The sequence below is a fragment of the Aeromonas sp. R9-2 genome, from assembly GCF_040908025.1.
In the GTDB taxonomy this organism is placed as follows: Bacteria; Pseudomonadota; Gammaproteobacteria; order Enterobacterales; family Aeromonadaceae; genus Aeromonas; species Aeromonas veronii.
Genome location: NZ_JBFOCX010000024.1, coordinates 21,141 through 37,420 on the forward strand (window position 1 = coordinate 21,141; position 16,280 = coordinate 37,420).

At 59.3% G+C, this 16,280-nt stretch carries 17 protein-coding genes; all 17 read left to right on the top strand.

All coding sequences use genetic code 11. The features are described from left to right. Nucleotides 1-18 precede the first annotated feature (18 nt). On the top strand, nucleotides 19-522 hold the full coding sequence (iscR, locus tag AB5Y71_RS09230; protein WP_026035025.1) for a Fe-S cluster assembly transcriptional regulator IscR: 504 nt from the start codon (nucleotides 19-21) through the stop codon (nucleotides 520-522). A gap of 53 nt (nucleotides 523-575) precedes the next feature. Beyond that, nucleotides 576-1,790: an IscS subfamily cysteine desulfurase gene (locus AB5Y71_RS09235; protein WP_021229687.1), complete on the top strand. Its 1,215-nt coding sequence runs from the start codon at nucleotides 576-578 to the stop codon at nucleotides 1,788-1,790. Nucleotides 1,791-1,831: 41 nt separating this feature from the next. After that, a complete protein-coding gene (iscU, locus tag AB5Y71_RS09240) occupies nucleotides 1,832-2,215 on the top strand; it encodes a Fe-S cluster assembly scaffold IscU (RefSeq protein ID WP_005333813.1) in 384 nt (127 codons plus the stop codon). 15 nt (nucleotides 2,216-2,230) lie between these two features. Further along, entirely contained in the window at nucleotides 2,231-2,554 is a 324-nt protein-coding gene (iscA, locus tag AB5Y71_RS09245) for an iron-sulfur cluster assembly protein IscA (RefSeq protein ID WP_005333812.1), read from the top strand. Between the two features lie 118 nt (nucleotides 2,555-2,672). After that, nucleotides 2,673-3,191: a co-chaperone HscB gene (gene hscB / locus AB5Y71_RS09250; protein WP_167569478.1), complete on the top strand. Its 519-nt coding sequence runs from the start codon at nucleotides 2,673-2,675 to the stop codon at nucleotides 3,189-3,191. A gap of 28 nt (nucleotides 3,192-3,219) precedes the next feature. Further along, the gene (hscA, locus tag AB5Y71_RS09255; protein WP_307896628.1) at nucleotides 3,220-5,067 is read left to right on the top strand and encodes a Fe-S protein assembly chaperone HscA; all 1,848 of its coding nucleotides are present in this window, start codon (nucleotides 3,220-3,222) and stop codon (nucleotides 5,065-5,067) included. A gap of 1 nt (nucleotide 5,068) precedes the next feature. Further along, the gene (gene fdx / locus AB5Y71_RS09260) at nucleotides 5,069-5,407 is read left to right on the top strand and encodes an ISC system 2Fe-2S type ferredoxin (protein ID WP_005333808.1); all 339 of its coding nucleotides are present in this window, start codon (nucleotides 5,069-5,071) and stop codon (nucleotides 5,405-5,407) included. A 173-nt stretch (nucleotides 5,408-5,580) separates the two neighbouring features. Next, nucleotides 5,581-6,885: an aminopeptidase PepB gene (gene pepB / locus AB5Y71_RS09265; protein ID WP_368171443.1), complete on the top strand. Its 1,305-nt coding sequence runs from the start codon at nucleotides 5,581-5,583 to the stop codon at nucleotides 6,883-6,885. Beyond that, entirely contained in the window at nucleotides 6,882-8,165 is a 1,284-nt protein-coding gene (gene pepB / locus AB5Y71_RS09270) for an aminopeptidase PepB (protein ID WP_368171444.1), read from the top strand. The genes pepB (AB5Y71_RS09265) and pepB (AB5Y71_RS09270) overlap by 4 nt, the downstream gene beginning before the upstream one ends. 267 nt (nucleotides 8,166-8,432) lie before the next feature. After that, nucleotides 8,433-8,861, top strand: coding sequence for a nucleoside-diphosphate kinase (gene ndk, locus AB5Y71_RS09275; RefSeq protein WP_005333805.1), 429 nt, complete (start codon nucleotides 8,433-8,435; stop codon nucleotides 8,859-8,861). A gap of 167 nt (nucleotides 8,862-9,028) precedes the next feature. Further along, nucleotides 9,029-10,132, top strand: coding sequence for a bifunctional tRNA (adenosine(37)-C2)-methyltransferase TrmG/ribosomal RNA large subunit methyltransferase RlmN (locus tag AB5Y71_RS09280; RefSeq protein WP_005344856.1), 1,104 nt, complete (start codon nucleotides 9,029-9,031; stop codon nucleotides 10,130-10,132). An 11-nt stretch (nucleotides 10,133-10,143) separates the two neighbouring features. Next, the gene (gene tapF, locus AB5Y71_RS09285) at nucleotides 10,144-10,935 is read left to right on the top strand and encodes a PilW family type IVa pilus biogenesis/stability lipoprotein TapF (protein WP_368171445.1); all 792 of its coding nucleotides are present in this window, start codon (nucleotides 10,144-10,146) and stop codon (nucleotides 10,933-10,935) included. Next, complete coding sequence (gene rodZ, locus AB5Y71_RS09290; RefSeq protein ID WP_368171446.1) at nucleotides 10,925-11,893, top strand: cytoskeleton protein RodZ; 969 nt, start codon at nucleotides 10,925-10,927, stop codon at nucleotides 11,891-11,893. The genes tapF and rodZ overlap by 11 nt, the downstream gene beginning before the upstream one ends. 10 nt (nucleotides 11,894-11,903) lie before the next feature. Beyond that, on the top strand, nucleotides 11,904-13,019 hold the full coding sequence (gene ispG, locus AB5Y71_RS09295) for a flavodoxin-dependent (E)-4-hydroxy-3-methylbut-2-enyl-diphosphate synthase (protein ID WP_005333801.1): 1,116 nt from the start codon (nucleotides 11,904-11,906) through the stop codon (nucleotides 13,017-13,019). Nucleotides 13,020-13,157: 138 nt separating this feature from the next. After that, nucleotides 13,158-14,435, top strand: coding sequence for a histidine--tRNA ligase (hisS, locus tag AB5Y71_RS09300; protein ID WP_005351051.1), 1,278 nt, complete (start codon nucleotides 13,158-13,160; stop codon nucleotides 14,433-14,435). A gap of 3 nt (nucleotides 14,436-14,438) precedes the next feature. Beyond that, nucleotides 14,439-15,089 (top strand): tetratricopeptide repeat protein, encoded by a 651-nt coding sequence (locus AB5Y71_RS09305; RefSeq protein WP_021229680.1) that lies wholly within the window; start codon nucleotides 14,439-14,441, stop codon nucleotides 15,087-15,089. Further along, complete coding sequence (bamB, locus tag AB5Y71_RS09310) at nucleotides 15,082-16,266, top strand: outer membrane protein assembly factor BamB (protein WP_005333796.1); 1,185 nt, start codon at nucleotides 15,082-15,084, stop codon at nucleotides 16,264-16,266. Before AB5Y71_RS09305 ends, bamB begins: the two co-directional genes overlap by 8 nt. Nucleotides 16,267-16,280: the final 14 nt, after the last annotated feature.

Below are 16,280 nucleotides of genomic sequence, written 5' to 3' on the forward strand. Positions count from 1 at the left end.
CGCAAGACGGTAAGGCACATGAGACTGACTTCAAAAGGACGTTACGCTGTAACCGCCATGCTCGACGTGGCGCTGCATGCAGAGCAGGGGCCCGTCCCCCTTGCCGATATTTCCGAGCGCCAGGGCATCTCGTTGTCCTATCTCGAGCAGCTCTTTGCCCGCCTGCGCAAACATGGTCTGGTGAGCAGTGTGCGTGGCCCGGGCGGTGGTTATCGCCTCGGTTTGGCCCCAGGCGAGATTTCGGTTGGTCAGGTGATCACCGCGGTCGATGAGTCGGTCGATGCTACCAAGTGCCTCGGCAAGGGCGGCTGCCACGGCGGTACCCAGTGCCTGACTCACTCCCTGTGGCGTGATCTGAGTGAGCGGATCTCCAGCTTCCTCGGGGATATCACCCTGGCCGAGCTGGTACGCCAGGCCGATGTACGCCGGATTGCCGGCAAGCAAGATGAACAAATGAAGACCGTGTTGTCCCTGGTCGATCGGGCAGAACACGGCGATGTGAGCTTGAAAGTCCAACTATAAACGTGCTTTCCACAGCGGGACTCTGTATGACCCGGACTGTGACGGAGAAAAACATGAAACTGCCTATTTACCTTGATTATTCGGCAACCTGTCCGGTGGACCCGCGTGTCGCAGAAAAAATGATGCAGTGTCTCACCATGGATGGCCTGTTCGGCAATCCGGCTTCCCGTTCTCACCGTTTTGGCTGGCAAGCCGAAGAGGCGGTGGATCTGGCCCGTAATCAAGTGGCAGATCTGATCGGTGCAGATCCCCGCGAGATCGTCTTCACTTCCGGTGCGACCGAATCCAATAACCTGGCCATCAAGGGTGTTGCCCACTTCTATGCCAGCAAGGGCAAGCACATCATCACCTCCAAGACCGAACACAAGGCGGTGCTCGATACCTGTCGCCAGCTGGAGCGTGAAGGGTTCGAGGTGACCTATCTTGAGCCGATGCCAAACGGCCTGTTCACTATCGAGATGATCGAGAATGCCATGCGTGATGACACCATCTTGGTCAGCATCATGCATGTGAACAACGAAATCGGCGTGGTTCAGAACATTGCCGCCATCGGCGAGTTGTGCCGTTCCCGCAAGATCCTGCTGCACGTGGATGCCGTTCAGAGCGTGGGCAAGATCCCGGTAGATGTGGAAGCACTGAAAGTGGATCTACTCTCGGTCTCTGCGCACAAGGTGTATGGTCCGAAAGGGATCGGTGCACTGTTTGTTCGCCGCAAACCCCGCGTTCGTCTGGAAGCCCAGATGCACGGTGGCGGCCACGAGCGCGGCATGCGTTCCGGTACTCTGCCGACCCACCAGATCGTCGGGATGGGCGAAGCTTTCCGCATCGCCAAAGAAGAGATGGTGAGTGAAGGCGAGCGTATCTTGGCTCTGCGCCAGCGTCTGTGGAATGGCATCAAGGATATTGAAGCCGTCTACATCAATGGCGACCTGGATCAGCGTGTTCCGGGCAACCTCAACGTCAGCTTTGCCTATGTGGAAGGGGAATCCCTCATCATGGCGCTGAAAGATTTGGCGGTCTCTTCCGGTTCGGCCTGTACCTCCGCCAGCCTGGAACCTTCCTATGTGCTGCGCGCACTGGGTCTGAACGACGAGCTGGCACACAGCTCCATCCGTTTCAGCATGGGTCGCTTCACCACCGAGGAAGAGATTGACTACGCGGTCAAGCTTATTCGTGACTCCATCGGTCGTCTGCGCGAGATGTCCCCTCTGTGGGAGATGTACAAAGACGGCGTCGATCTGAACACGGTCGAATGGGCTCATCACTGATCTATCTGGTCAGTGAGCAACAGAATTAGCAGGAGTGAGATATGGCTTACAGTGAAAAAGTAATCGACCACTACGAGAATCCTCGCAACGTCGGTGGTTTCGACAAGAATGATCCCAGCGTTGCAACCGGCATGGTCGGTGCGCCCGCCTGTGGCGACGTGATGAAGCTGCAATTGAAGATCAGCGATGAAGGCATCATCGAAGATGCCAAGTTCAAGACCTACGGCTGCGGTTCCGCCATCGCCTCCAGCTCCCTGGTGACCGAATGGGTCAAGGGCAAGACCCTGGACGAAGCGGCTGGCATCAAGAACACCGATATCGCTGAAGAGTTGGCCCTGCCACCGGTGAAGATCCACTGCTCCATTCTGGCTGAGGACGCCATCAAGGCCGCCATCGCCGATTACAAGCAGAAGAAAGGTCTCTAAGCGCCGGAGAGCAGTATGGCTATTACCATGACAGATGCCGCCGCGGCACGGGTTTCCTCTTTTCTGGCTAACCGGGGCAAGGGCATTGGCCTGCGCCTCGGCGTCAAAACCACCGGCTGCTCCGGTCTTGCCTACGTGCTTGAGTTCGTTGATGAACTGACCGATGAGGATCAGGTGTTCGAGCAGCAGGGCGTCAAGATCATTGTCGATGCCAAGAGTCTGATCCATCTGGATGGCACCGAGCTGGATTTCGTCAAGGAGGGCCTCAACGAGGGCTTCCAGTTCAATAATCCCAACGCCAAAGGCGAGTGTGGTTGCGGCGAAAGCTTCAGTGTCTGAGATGTTTGACGTCAATGATCCTTCGTCTGTGGTTGAGCGGGTCGCCCATGACCCGTTCAACCATATCTCATTTGCCAGGGGCGAGTGAGGTTGTGGCGAACGTTTCCAAGAGGTTTGCATGAATCATTTCGAGCTGTTTGGGCTGGTTGAAGGCTTCGAGCTCGATACCCGTCAGTTGGCTGATACCTACCGCCAGCTGCAAACCCAATTCCATCCTGATCGTTTTGCCACCGCCCCCGAACGGGAGCAGCTGGCTGCGGTGCAACGTGCCGCCCAGATCAACGAAGCATTCACCACCCTCAAGGCGCCGCTGCGCCGTGCAGAATATCTGCTCTCCCTGCGTGGCACTGATATCCGTGGTGAACAGCAGACCCTGCAAGATAGCGCGTTTCTGATGCAGCAGCTGGAGTGGCGCGAGCGTCTGGCCGATCTGAAAGATGACGCCGACCCTGAGCGCGCCATCAAGGATTTTCGCAGCGAGATCAGGCATGATCACCAGATGTTGATGCAGCAGCTGACCGAGTCTCTTGCCGCCGGTAAAGATCTCGTTGCCGCTGATTGCGTTCGCAAACTCAAGTTTGTCGACAAGCTCCTCGAAGAGCTGGAACGATTCGAAGACTCGCTTCTCGAGTCTTGATCCTTTAACGCTGGAAGTTTCATTACCCATGGCATTACTGCAAATCGCCGAACCCGGCCAGAGCGCTGTTCCTCATCAGCACAAACGTGCCGTCGGCATCGATCTCGGCACCACCAACTCTCTCGTCGCTGCGGTTCGCAGCGGTCACGCCGATACCCTTTGCGATGAGCAAGGGCGCGACCTGCTCCCGTCAGTGGTGCACTATCAAAGCGACGCCATTCGAGTCGGAATAGATGCCAAGCGCGAAGCGGCGCTCGATCCTCACAACACCATCGTCTCGGTCAAACGGATGATGGGCAAGGCACTGGCCGATATCGATACCCGCCAGCAGCCCTACCAGTTTGTTGCCGCCGACAATGGCATGCCGCAACTGCAAACCCGTCAGGGGCTGGTCAATCCGGTACAGGTCTCGGCCGAAATTCTCAAAAAGCTGGCCGAGCGTGGCGCCCAGACTCTCGGGGGCGATCTCGACGGCGTGGTCATTACTGTGCCCGCCTATTTCGATGATGCCCAGCGTCAGGGTACCAAGGATGCGGCCCGTCTGGCCGGTCTGCACGTGCTGCGTCTGCTCAACGAGCCGACCGCGGCTGCGATTGCCTATGGCCTTGACTCCGGTCAGGAAGGGGTGATCGCGGTTTACGATCTGGGGGGCGGCACCTTCGATATCTCCATCCTGCGTCTGCACCGCGGTGTGTTTGAAGTGATGGCGACCGGCGGCGATTCGGCCCTCGGCGGTGATGATTTTGATCACCTGCTGGCGGACTGGATCAAGGAGCAAGCGGGCCTCTCCGGCGAGCTGGATGCCCATCTGCAGCGCGAGCTGCTGGATGTGGCCGCTGTCGTCAAACACGGCCTGACCGATGCCGAGCAGGTGGCGTGCACCTTTGCTGGCTGGCAGGGTTCAGTGAGCCGTAGCCAGTTTGATGAACTCATCACCCCGCTGGTGAAACGGACCTTGCTGGCTTGTCGCCGCGCCCTGCGCGATGCCGGTCTCGAGCAGGTGGAAGTGCTGGAAGTGGTGATGGTCGGTGGCTCCACCCGGGTGCCGCTGGTGCGTGAACTGGTGGGTGAGTTCTTCCAGCGTACGCCGCTGACCAGCATCGATCCGGACAAGGTGGTCGCCATTGGCGCCGCCATCCAGGCCGATATTCTGGTGGGCAACAAGCCCGATGCCGAGATGCTGCTGCTGGACGTTATCCCCTTGTCGCTGGGTCTGGAGACCATGGGTGGCCTCGCCGAGAAAGTGATCCCGCGCAACACTACCATTCCGGTTGCCCGCGCCCAGGAGTTCACCACCTTCAAGGATGGTCAGACCGCCATGGCCATTCACGTGGTGCAGGGCGAGCGGGAGCTGGTAGCCGATTGCCGCTCCCTGGCCCGCTTTACCCTGACCGGCATTCCGCCGATGGCAGCCGGCGCCGCCCATATTCGCGTCACCTTCCAGGTGGATGCGGATGGTCTGCTCTCGGTCAGCGCCATGGAGAAATCCTCCGGCGTGCAGGCCGAGATCCAGGTCAAGCCCTCTTACGGGCTGGCGGAGCAGGATATCCTCAACATGCTGAGTGCCTCCATCGAGAATGCCCAGCAGGATATGGATGCCCGCATGCTGGCCGAGCAGCAGGTTGAAGCCGACCGGGTGGTCGAGAGTCTCAATGCGGCGCTGGCCGCCGATGGCGATGCCCTGCTCAATGCTGCCGAGCGTGCCGAGATTGATGCCGCCATCGCCCATCTGCTGACCATGCGCAACAGCGGCGCAACCCATCAAATCAAAGAAGCCATTGAGGCAGCCGATGCTGTCAGTGGCGAGTTTGCAGCCCGCCGGATGGACGCCTCCATCCGCAAGGTGCTGACCGGACAAAACGTCAACAAGGTGTAATATGCCAAAACTGATCATTCTTCCTCATCCCGTACTCTGTCCGGATGGCGCCGCCCTCGAGGGGCAAAGCGGCGAGACCATTCTGGATGTGGCGCTGCGCAACGGCATCGAAATCGAGCACGCCTGCGAGAAATCCTGTGCCTGCACCACCTGCCACTGCGTGGTGCGCGAGGGCTTTGACTCGCTCGAGCCAAGTGACGAGCTGGAAGACGACATGCTGGACAAGGCGTGGGGGTTGGAGCCGGAATCGCGCCTCAGCTGCCAGGCAAAACTGGCGGACGAGGATCTGGTGGTGGAATTGCCCAAGTACACCCTGAACCTTGCCTCTGAACGCCATTAATTACACATGAGTGAATTGCACGTGCAGCATCCTGTGGTGCTTCAGTGATATGGTGGAAGGCCGTGACCCTCGGGGGCACGGCCTTTTTTGTATTCGTTATTCTCTCTTTGCCAATAAGCTCTTTCCCATAAAGAGTGCTTATACATAGTGCCAGTAAAAAGGAAGCAAACACGATGGCTGACATGATGAAGGTAGCGTTATCCACCCAGGCTGCGGCCGCTTATTGGGGCGAGGGCGCCCAGCTCAGTTTCAATGGCGACGAGGCACTGATCCATCTTGGTGCCGCCGGTCAGGAGAAGGATGTTCTGCGTACCGTTCAGCGCGCCGCCCGTCGCCTCGAATCGAGCGGGATCAAGCGGGTGACGCTGGCTGGTGAGGGGTGGGATCTGGAGCGTCGCTACGCGTTCGCCCAGGGGTTCTACGCCGCCAAGGGTGCGCGTGAACTGGATTTCGGCCAGCAGAGCGACGCGGAAGCCCGTGAACTGGATGCGCTGCTCAAGGCGGCTCGCTGGGTACGTGACATCACCAATGGCTGTCCGGAAGAGATCTACCCCATGAGTCTGGCGGAATCGGCCCTGTTGCTCATTCGTGGTCTGGCCGGGGATCAGGTTACAGCTCGCATCACCGCCGGTGAAGCGCTGCGCGAGTCCGGCCATATCGGGATCTGGTCGGTTGGCCGTGGCAGCGAGCGCGAGCCTGTGCTGCTGGAGCTCGACTACAACCCGACCGGTGATCGCAATGCGCCCGTGGTGGCGGCGCTGGTGGGCAAGGGGATCACTTTTGATTCCGGTGGCTACTCCATGAAGTCCTCTGACAACATGCTGCCGATGAAGTCCGATATGGGCGGTGCGGCCATGGTGACCGGCGCGCTGGCGCTGGCTATCAGCCGCGGTCTGAACCAGCGGGTGAAGCTCATTCTCTGCTGCGCCGAGAACCTGGTCTCCGGCCACGCCTTCAAGCTGGGCGACATCCTTACCTACAAGAACGCGGTTTCGGTCGAGATCCAGAACACCGATGCGGAAGGGCGTCTGGTGCTGGCCGATGGCCTGATGGCGGCCTCCGACAGCGGTGCAGCTTATATCCTTGACGCAGCCACCCTGACCGGCGCCGCCAAGATGGCGCTGGGGCGCGACTACAATGCGGTGTTTGCCCTCGATGAGACCGAACAGCTGCGTGCGCTGGCCGCTGCCAAGGTGGAAAACGAACAGGCGTGGGCGCTTCCGCTGGAACCCTGGCATGCCAGCCAGCTCACCTCGGCCTTTGCCGATCTGGGCAACGTCGCCTCGGCAGAAGGCACGGCCGGTGCCACCACGGCTGCTGCGTTCCTTTCCCGCTTCGTGCGTGATGAGGGCAAGGGTTGGGTGCACCTGGATCTGGCAGCCTCTTATCAGAAATCGGGCAACGATCTCTGGGCGACCGGCGCCAAGGGGCACGGTCTGCGTACCATCGCCCGCTGGCTGCAGGAGGTGACCGCATGAATGTCTGGTTAAGTCGTGAATTTGCACCGGCCGAGTGGGGGGAGGGTGCGCTGCTCTCTCACCGCGCCGACGGCATGGTGATCCATCTGGTAACGGCCAATCCGCTGCTCGATATCCAGCAGGCGGCCCGTCGCCTCTGCCAGCAGGGGATCCAGAAAGTGACCCTGGCTGGTCACTGGGAGCGTGAACAGCAGTGGGCTTTTGCCCAAGGGCTGCAAACCCCCAAGGCGGAGGTGCAACTGCAGTGGGCCATGTCCTCGGAAGAGGACAGAGAGGAGCTGGAAGCGCGTTGGCTCTGCGGCCGCTGGGTGCGCGAGATGACCAATGCCACCCCGGAGCAGTTGGGCCCGCTGGAGCTGGCGGTGGAAGCGGCCTCCTTTATTACCGAGCTGGCGCCGGACAAGGTGAGTCATCGCATTTTGAAAGGCGAAGCGCTGCAACAGGCGGGCTGGGTCGGCCTCTATCAGGTGGGCCGCGGCAGTGCGCGCGAACCGGTATTGCTGGAGCTCGACTTCAACCCGGGGCGTGACCCCAAGGCGTCGGTAGCGGCAGCGCTGGTGGGCAAGGGGATCACCTTTGACTCCGGCGGCTACTCCATGAAGAGCTCCGAGGGGATGCTCACCATGAAGTGCGACATGGGTGGTGCGGCGATTGTCACCGGTGCGCTGGCGCTGGCTATGCTGCGCGGGCTCGACAAGCGGGTGAAGCTGATCCTCTGTTGCGCCGAGAACCTGGTCTCCGGCCACGCCTACAAGCTGGGCGACATCCTCACCTACAAGAACGGCACTACTGTCGAGATTGTGAATACCGATGCCGAAGGGCGGCTGGTGCTGGCCGATGGCTTGCAACTGGCGAGCGAGTCCGGCGCACCGCTGATCATCGATGCCGCAACCCTGACTGGCGCAGCCGTGATGGCGCTGGGTGGGCGCTACAATGCCCTGTTTGGCCTCGATAAAGGGCTGGTAAGCCGGGCCATGACCTATGCCGATGCCGAGCATGAGCCTGCCTGGCCGCTGCCGCTGGAGCCCTGGCACCGCCAGCAGTGCCCCTCCCATTACGCCGACACTGCCAACAGCCGTCCGGTGAAGGGGGGCGGGCCGGGTGGCGCCTCCAACGCGGCGGGTTTCCTCTCCCGTTTCGTTGCCAATGAAGGGATGGGCTGGTTGCATATCGATCTGGCAGCCTGCTTCAGTGACAACGGCGATGCCCTCTGGGCGCCGGGGGCCAATACCCTGGGGATGCGCACCATAGCGCGGGCCCTGCTGGCGGAAGCCAAATAGGCGAGACAAGGCACCTTCGGGTGCCTTTTTCATGCTGTTCGAATTGTGAACAAAAGATGGGGTTTTGGCGGCTTAAGGTAACTATCGTGCGCAAGCGCACATATTTTCCGGCTCTGCTCGGTCAAGATGAGTGTGGATGTTGATTGCAAGGGAGTGATGTTTAATAAAAAGTTGCTTTTTTGTGTGTTTTTCCGGTTTTTGTTTACGTATAATCGCCAGCGAACATGGATTCTAACAATAAAACTCTGTAGTTAAGGAAAGATATCAATGGCCATCGAACGTACCTTCTCTATCGTTAAACCGGATGCTGTCAGCAAGAACCTGATCGGTGCCATCTATAGCCGTTTCGAAAGCGCAGGCTTGAAAGTGGTGGCATCCAAAATGCTGCACATGAGCAGTGAACAGGCTGCCGGTTTCTATGCCGAGCATCAGGGCAAGCCTTTTTATGACAATCTGGTCAGCTTCATGACCTCTGGCCCTGTCATGGTGCAGGTGCTGGAAGGGGAAGACGCCATCCGTCGCAATCGCGAGATCATGGGTGCTACCAACCCGAAAGAGGCGCTGGCTGGTACCTTGCGTGCCTGTTATGCCGAGAGCATCGATCGCAACGCAGTACATGGCTCCGATGCACCGGCATCCGCTGCCCGCGAAATTGCCTACTTCTTCTCTGATAACGAGATTTGCCCGCGCGGCTGATTTTTGTGGATGATGACCCAAGGGAGCCTCGGCTCCCTTTGTTGTTTTCGCCGTTTACGCAATATCCCTCTATTCTCCAGGTGGAAAGCCAGACCCATTATTTGTACAATGCCGCCCCCTGACGTCGTCAGCCAATAATTGATGAAGTGTTTGAACTGAGGCCATTGATGAGCGAAACAAAAATCAACCTGCTGGATCTTGATCGGGATGCCATGCGTGCCTTTTTCGTCGAACTGGGCGAGAAGCCATTCCGGGCAGATCAGGTCATGAAGTGGATCTATCACTTTGGGTGTGATGATTTCGATCAGATGACCAACGTCAACAAGGTGCTCAAAGAGCGCCTCAAGGCGATCGCCGAGATCAAGGCGCCCGAGATCAGCCGCGAGCAGCGCTCTGCCGATGGCACCATCAAGTGGGCTCTGCAGGTGGGCGATCAGGAGGTCGAGACCGTTTACATCCCGGAAGATGACCGCGCGACCCTCTGCGTCTCCTCTCAAGTTGGCTGTGCGCTGGAGTGCAAGTTCTGCTCTACCGCCCAACAAGGCTTCAACCGCAACCTGAAAGTCTCCGAGATCATCGGTCAGGTGTGGCGTGCGGCCCGCGTGGTCGGTGGCAAGCGTCCCATCACCAACGTGGTGATGATGGGGATGGGCGAGCCGCTGCTCAACCTCGCCAACGTGGTGCCCGCCATGCGTCTGATGATGGATGACTACGGCTTTGGCATCTCCAAGCGCCGGGTGACCATCTCCACCTCTGGCGTGGTACCTGCGCTGGACAAGCTGGGTGACCAGATCGACGTGGCGCTGGCTATTTCCCTGCACGCCCCGAACGACAAGCTGCGTTCAGAGATCATGCCGATCAACGACAAGTACAACATCGAGGAGTTCCTCGCCGGTGTCCGTCGTTACCTGGCCAAATCCAATGCCAACGGTGGTCGGGTGACCGTCGAGTATGTGCTGCTCGATCATATCAATGACGATATGCAGCATGCTCACGAGCTGGCCAAGGTGCTCAAGGACACTCCGAGCAAGATCAACCTGATCCCGTTCAACCCCTTCCCGGGCAACCCTTATGGCAAGCCGAGCAACAGCCGTATCGATCGCTTCTCCAAGGTGTTGATGGAGTACGGTTTCACCGTGATTGTCCGCAAGACCCGTGGTGATGACATCGATGCTGCCTGTGGTCAGCTGGTGGGTGACGTGATTGACCGTACCAAGCGAACTATCAAAAATCGGATGCAACAGGATGGGATTTCCGTCAAAATGGTTTAAATGCTAAGCCATTGTATAGACAGGGAATGGATACACGTACATTGATCGTAGTGGCAGCGCTCTGCGCGCTGCCAGGCTGTGTGACCGAGACCACTTACGCTGGCCAGAACTCGACCCAGCGTGAAGTGGGTCCTGACCTCAAGGCGGCTGCCCAAACCCGCCTCGACCTGGGTATACAGTACCTGCGTCAGGGCAATGCCGAGCAGGCCAAGTTCAATCTTGACCGCGCCCTCCAGTATGACCCCTCCAACCCCCAGATCCAGATCGGTTTTGCCTACTTTTACCAGAAGGTAGGAGATTTCAAGGCAGCCGAGACCCATTACAAGAACGCCCTTGCCATGGAGCCGTCCAATGCTGACGCAATGAACAACTATGGTGCCTTTCTCTGTGATCGCGGCAGGTATGTCGAGGCAGATCAGGCGTTCAACCAGGCTGTAATTCAGCCAGGCTACGTAAAAATTGCCGATACCTATGAAAATGCGGCACTTTGTGCGCTGCAAAATCGCAGAAATGATAAAGCAGGCGAGTACTATCGCCTGGCCTTGGGGTATAATCCCCGCAATCCAGGGTTATTGCTGGACTTGGCCGAGCTTTCCATGAAAGATGGCAAGCTGCCTGATGTGCAGTCCTACCTCGCCCGTTTTGCCGATGTGTCAGACGAGAACGAGGAGAGTCTCTGGTTGAGACTTCGGCTGGCACAGGCGATGGACAAGCCGGCATTACTTCACCAATTCGGGACTGAGCTGGTAAGGCAATATCCCACTTCGCAACAAGCCAAGCGTTATTTAGCCAATGACTATTGAACAGCAACACGATTTCCAAGACGACTCCCAGGCAGTAGGCCCAGGCCAATTGCTGCGCAACGCCCGTGAACAGCTTGGCTGGACACGAGAACAGGTTGCGTCCCGCATTCACCTTCGTCTGACCCTGATCGCCGCTATCGAATCGGATACCTACGACAAGCACACCTCCCATACCTTTATTCGGGGCTATCTGCGTACCTATGCCAAGCTGGTCGGGATCCCCGACGAGACCATTCTGGCTGCTTACGACAAGCTGGGTCTGACTCCTCCCGACAATATCGACATGCAGAGCTTCTCCCGTCGCTCCCGCCAGCAAGCCAACGACAGTCGGCTCAAGGTGGTGACCTGGCTGGTGATCCTGGTGTTGATTGCGCTCTCGGTCGCCTGGTGGTGGCAGAGTACTTCACGCCGCTCCGCCGGTGATGAAGCGCTGGCAGCCACCGAGATGAGTGCAACCGGTTCGACTCCGGCTGAACCGGCTATCACGCCGCCCGATGCAATTAACACCGCTCCGGTGGAAGGCGCAGCCAACGCACCGGCAGCCACGGACGTGATTGCCCCTGCGGTGGTCTCCGATGCGACGGCTACCCTGGCGCCTGCTTCTGCGGCTGTTGCCCCGACCGATGTCAGTGCGGCTGTTGGCACTGCGACCGATGCTGCAGTATCCGGTGCCAATGGCACTGAATCTGAAGAGGCTGTCGTTGATCCGGCGACTGCGCCGCAACTGAAGATGAGCTTCACCGCCGATTGCTGGCTGGATGTGAAGGATGCCAACGGCAAGACCCTGTTCAGTGGTCTGAAGAAGGCCAACGACGAGCTGGTGCTGGAAGGCGCCGAGCCCCTGAAGTTCATCATTGGCGCGCCCATGGCCGTCAAGCTTGACTACAAGGGTCAGTCGTTTGATATGAGCCGTTACAACAACGGTCGTACAGCCCGCTTCTCACTGCCGCAGGAGTAATCTGTTTCCCATGTCTTCTCACGAATCACCCATCATTCGTCGTAAATCCAGACAGATCATGGTTGGTAATGTACCGGTTGGGGGCGATGCCCCCATTACCGTGCAGACCATGACCAATACCAAGACCACAGATGTCGCCGCCACCATCGAGCAGATCCAGCGGATCGAGCGGGTCGGTGCCGATATCGTCCGTGTCTCCGTGCCCACCATGGAAGCGGCGGAAGCCTTCCGGCTCATCAAACAGCAAACCCGCATCCCCATCGTTGCCGATATCCACTTCGACTATCGCATCGCCCTGAAAGTGGCCGAGTACGGTGCCGACTGCCTGCGTATCAACCCGGGCAACATCGGCAATGAGCAGCGGGTGCGCTCGGTGGTCGATTGCGCGCGCGACCTCAATATCCCGATCCGTATCGGGGTCAATGGCGGGTCGCTGGAGAAAGATATCCAGGAGAAGTACGGCGAGCCGACCCCAGAGGCGCTGGTGGAGTCCGCCATGCGTCACGTGGACTATCTCGATCGTCTCGATTTCCAGGACTTCAAGGTGAGCGTCAAGGCCTCCGATGTGTTCCTGGCAGTCGGTGCCTATCGCCTGCTGGCCAAGCAGATTGAACAGCCGCTGCACCTTGGCATCACCGAAGCGGGCGGTTTCCGTGCCGGCGCGGTGAAGTCTGCCATCGGTCTGGGCATGCTGCTTACCGACGGCATCGGCGATACCCTGCGGATCTCGCTGGCGGCGGATCCGGTGGAGGAGGTGAAGGTCGGTTTCGATATCCTCAAATCCCTGCGTATTCGCTCCCGTGGCATCAACTTTATCGCTTGCCCATCCTGCTCACGGCAGGAGTTCGATGTGATCGCCACCGTCAATGCGCTGGAAGAGCGGCTCGAAGACATCATCACCCCGATGGATGTTTCCATCATCGGCTGTGTGGTGAATGGGCCGGGTGAAGCGCTGGTCTCCGACCTTGGTCTGGCGGGTGCCGCCAACAAGAGTGCCTTCTATGAAGGGGGCCAGCGGGTCGATCGGCTCGACAACAAGGATCTCATTCCAACTCTGGAGCGCCGCATTCGCGCCCGCGCCGCCATGCTGGATCCCGCCAACCGGATCCCGATGGACAAGGAGTGAGCGAAACAGGGCCACATTGGGTGGCCCTTTTTCCAGGTGACTGATTTTAAATCCCGCATCCGGATTCCCTGATTTTACCTTGGGGGGGAAAATCCCTATAATGCGGCCAAATTTTACCTCTTTTTCTCGAGTATCAACGTGGCAAAACAGATCCAAGCTATTCGCGGTATGAATGATTGCCTGCCGGAGCAGAGCCCGGTATGGCAGAAGGTTGAACAGATCCTGCGCCAGGTCGTTGCCAGCTATGGCTACAGCGAAGTGCGCATGCCGATTGTCGAGCAGACTCATCTGTTCAAGCGCGCCATCGGTGAAGTGACCGACGTGGTCGAAAAAGAGATGTACACCTTTGAAGATCGCAACGGCGACAGCCTGAGCCTGCGTCCGGAAGGGACCGCCAGCTGCGTCCGTGCCGGTATTGAACACGGTCTGCTCTACAACCAGGAACGCCGGATGTGGTACATGGGCCCCATGTTCCGTCACGAGCGTCCCCAGAAGGGCCGTTATCGCCAGTTCCACCAGTTCGGTGTCGAGCTGTTTGGCATCAACGGGCCGGACATCGACGCTGAGCTGATCATGCTGACCCACCGTCTGTGGCGTCTGTTTGGCATCAGCGAGCATGTCACTCTGCAGCTCAACACCTTGGGTCAGAGCGCCGAGCGTGCCGCTTACCGCGATGCGCTGGTGGCCTATCTGGAGCAGTACAAGGAGCAGCTGGACGAAGAGAGCCAGCGCCGCATGTACAGTAACCCGCTGCGGGTGCTCGACTCCAAGGATGAAAAGGTGCAGGCCATTTTGGCGGGTGCCCCGCGTCTGTTCGACCATCTGGGCGAAGAGAGCCTGGCCCACTTCGAGGGGCTCAAGCGCCTGCTCGAGTCTGCCGGTATCAAATACGAAGTGAACGAGCGTCTGGTGCGTGGTCTTGACTACTACAACCTGACCGTGTTCGAGTGGGTCACCAGCAGTCTGGGTGCCCAGGGCACCGTCTGTGCCGGTGGCCGCTACGATGGTCTGGTAGAGCAGCTGGGCGGTCAACCGACCCCGGCCGTGGGCTTTGCCATGGGTATGGAGCGTCTGGTGCTGATGCTGGAAACTCTCGAGCTCAACGCCGATATCCGCCCGGCGGTGGATGTCTATCTGGCGATGGTGGGCGAGGGGACCGAACAGGCTGGCTTCCAGCTGGCCGAGCGTCTGCGCGATGCCCTGCCGGACCTGCGCCTGATGAGCCACTGCGGTGGTGGCAACTTCAAGAAACAACTCAAACGTGCCGACAAGAGCGGCGCGGCAATCGCCCTGATCCTTGGTGAGACCGAGGTGCAAAACGGGGAGATCACTATCAAATATCTGCGTGGTCAGGCCGAGCAACAGACCGTCAAGGTTGACGCCGCCATTGCCCTGCTGGCAGCCAAAGGAGAGTAAGCTGTGGAAGTCTATACCACCGAAGAACAACAGGTTGAGGTTATCAAGGAGTGGTGGAAAGAGAACGGAACCTCGGTGATTGCCGGGACCGTGATCGGTCTGGTCGGTCTGTTCGGTTGGCGCTATTACAACCAGCACCAGCAAGAGACCATGGAGGCCTCCTCCCACTCTTACAACCAGGTGATTGAGCAGCTGGCCAAGGGCGATGCCGCCGGTTTCGAGCAGGCACAGCAGTTTGTCACCGCCAACAAGGGTGACTCCTACGGTGAACTGGCCGCGTTGCAACTGGCTGCCGCTGCCGTCAAGGCGGGCAAGCTGGATCTGGCTGCCGAGCAGCTGGAGCTGGTGGCGACCACGGGTGACGAGAGCATTCGTCCCATCGCGGCGCTGCGTCTGGCCCGTGTGCTGAATGATCAGGGCAAGGCAGATGAAGCGCTGGCCAAGCTGGCAACCATCCAGAATGAGGCCTTCAAGGCGCAGGTAGCCGAAGCCCGTGGTGATGTGCTGCAAAAGCAGGGCAAGACCGAAGAGGCTCGTGATGCCTATCAGGCGGCGGCGGATGCCGGCGGCCTGCAGGGTAGCGCCGAGCTCAAGCTGAAAATGGACGATCTGGCCCTGCCGGCCGTTGCGACTGGTGAGGCACCGGATGCGTAATCTATTCAAGATGGTGGCGCTGGGGGCTGCGGTCTCCTTCGCTCTGCAGGGGTGCTCCCTGTTCAGTTCCGAAGAGGATCTCAACCCGATGGCGCCGTTGCCCAAGGTTGAATCTGCCTTCACTGCCGACACCGCATGGTCATCTACTGTGGGTGATGGCATCGGTGACTTCTACTCCCAGCTCAAGCCGGTGGTGGAAGAGGATCGCATCTACGCGGCGGCCCGCGACGGCGATGTCAGCGCTTTTGACCGTGCCAGTGGCGATCGCCTCTGGACTGTCGATCTGGCCGACCTGCCGGTCAACGCCGACAAGCGCAGTGCCCGCCTTTCTGGTGGTCTGGTCTCCCGTTACGGCAAGCTGTTCCTCGGCTCCGAGAACGGGGTGGTCTACGCCCTGAACGAAGAGAATGGCGAAGTGCTGTGGCAGACCAATGTGCCCGGCGAAGTGGTGGCGAGCCCCGCGGTGGAAGATGGCCGCGTGGTGGTGTTGACCACCTCCGGTCGCCTGATCGCCCTCGACACTGATGAAGGCAAGATGCAGTGGTCGCTCTCCGAAGAGCAGCCGCCGCTGACCCTGCGCAGTGCCGGTGCACCGGTGATCACCAACGGCGCCGTGATTTACGGTCGTGCCGATGGCAAGGTGGGCATCGCCCTGCTGAGCAACGGCCAGCCGGTGCGCCAGTCCAAGGTGGCTGATCCGCGCGGTGCCACCGAGCTGGACCGCATGGTTGACGTCGATGCCAGCCCGCTGATTGCCGGTGATGAGCTCTACGCCATCGCCTACAACGGTCAGCTGATGGCGCGCAAGCTGATGACCGGCGATGAAGTGTGGAAGCGCAAGTATTCCGGCTATCGCGATCTGGCGATGACCGGCAATGCCATCGTGCTGACCGACAGTCGCAGCCACCTGTTTGCCATCGACCGTCGCAACGGTCTGGAGCTGTGGTCCAACACCCAGCTGGAAAATCGTACCGTCACTGCACCTGTCATCTTCGGTGACTATGTGGTGGTGGGTGATGTGGAAGGATACCTGTATTGGCTTGATCGTACCGACGGTACCATCAAGGCGATGCAGCAGCTCGATAGCAGTGGTCTCTATGCCGCCCCGCTGGTGGATGGCGAGACCCTGTATGTGCAGAGCCGTGACGGCAAGTTGTACGCCCTCAAGCGTCCTTGATCGTCCGATAATGT